The 1378-nt window shown below is 41.7% G+C and carries 2 protein-coding genes; both read left to right on the top strand.

Going from position 1 to position 1378, the window contains the following annotated elements; translation table 11 throughout:
- A partial coding sequence (locus PO605_RS30795; protein ID WP_272207346.1) for an RHS repeat-associated core domain-containing protein occupies positions 1–558 on the top strand: 558 nt, incomplete at its 5' end.
- Positions 555–1025, top strand: a complete 471-nt coding sequence (locus tag PO605_RS30790; protein ID WP_128422682.1) for a hypothetical protein — start codon at positions 555–557, stop codon at positions 1023–1025. The genes PO605_RS30795 and PO605_RS30790, both read left to right, overlap by 4 nt.
- Positions 1026–1378 lie beyond the last annotated feature (353 nt).

The following is a 1378-nucleotide window of genomic DNA, read 5'->3' as shown; positions in this document are numbered from 1 at the left end:
GAAACGGGGCTGTATTACAACCGGCATCGGTATTACGATCCGATGGTGGGGAGTTATGTGAATCAGGATCCGATTGGTCTTAGAGGGGGGATCATAAAGACTGTATATGCAGATAATAAACCCAATAAATATCAAGATCCCCTTGGGCTTGAGTGGCAAGTCGATCCGATTGGGAGATCTCCTCAGAGCTTGGGATCGGGGATTAGTACAATATTCTGCGATGGAAAATCACCAGAGATATTCGTGCAGAAACTTGAATTTGAAGAATGTCCTGGGATAAAAAAATGCACAGAAGAGCATGAAAAATCTCATTTAAATGATGCGCTGAATTTCAACAAGAACATATGTGCCAATAATTCCGGATCGGTAATTGTCACCAATTCCGATGACGTCAAAAGGCTTGACTCGGAAAGACGAGCAATGCAGAAAGAAATTCAATGTTTGAGCCAAGAATCGGAAAATGAAACTATTCCAAGTTGCAAAAGTAGATATAACTCAAAGATGAGAATAATTGACTGGCAAATCAAGAACAAAGTTGACACTGGAAATTATCCATGAAAAATTATCTAATTTTCTTCTTGTTAATTTTCGTCGCATTGCAAGCGAGATCTCAAGTGGATCTTGAGGTTAATTTCATTGATTGCGGCGAAAATGGATCTATCAATATAAGGCATGCCATAAGAAATAATACGGATTCGGATAAGGTTATTTATGATTTTGCTGCCCCCTGGTCTCCAAGTGACTATGGGGTTAGGTATTATGCTTATGCTCGGAAGGATAAGCCAAAAAATATCAAGCAAGACTTTTTTGATTATGGATCTGGAAAGGAGATAAGATTGAAAAAAGGAGATTTAGTAGAAAGAAATGTGAATATAAGCCCTTATCTTGGTGAGATGAGTAAGGAAAATGAAAACGAGGATATATATATATTCTGGTTCTATAATTTCATAACTATAAATTCCGATTACAAGCGCAAGAGTAATGGATTCTTTGTAATTCCCAAAAACTGCTATAAAAATAGATGATGTTGTCTGTAATTGGTTTAGTCGAGGTGGACGCTTTTGGGGTTGATTTAAAACCTGAAATACAATATTTTGATTGCAAGTGATTTGTAAAGTGGATTCAGGAGATATGCCCTTGCCGTCAGAGGATTGCCTCAGCTCGCTCCTACAAAAAACGCTTGAATACGCACGCCATCCTCGCTGCCAAAGCACCGACTTCAACCTCATGGGCCTAGGCCACCTCGCAGGCCAGCGGCGAGGCCCCGTGCAGCGCTGGGAAGACAACCGCATCGGCTTCACCGAAGACCGCGTCTGGCGCTACGACCCCTGCGGCAACCGCATCGCGCAAATGCATGCAGACCACAGCCAGCAGCAAC

It is taken from the genome of Delftia sp. DT-2 (assembly GCF_028401915.1).
Classification (GTDB): Bacteria; Pseudomonadota; Gammaproteobacteria; order Burkholderiales; family Burkholderiaceae_C; genus Comamonas; species Comamonas tsuruhatensis.
The sequence above is the reverse complement of the archived record's forward strand: the minus strand, read 5'-3'. Positions and strand labels throughout refer to the sequence as shown.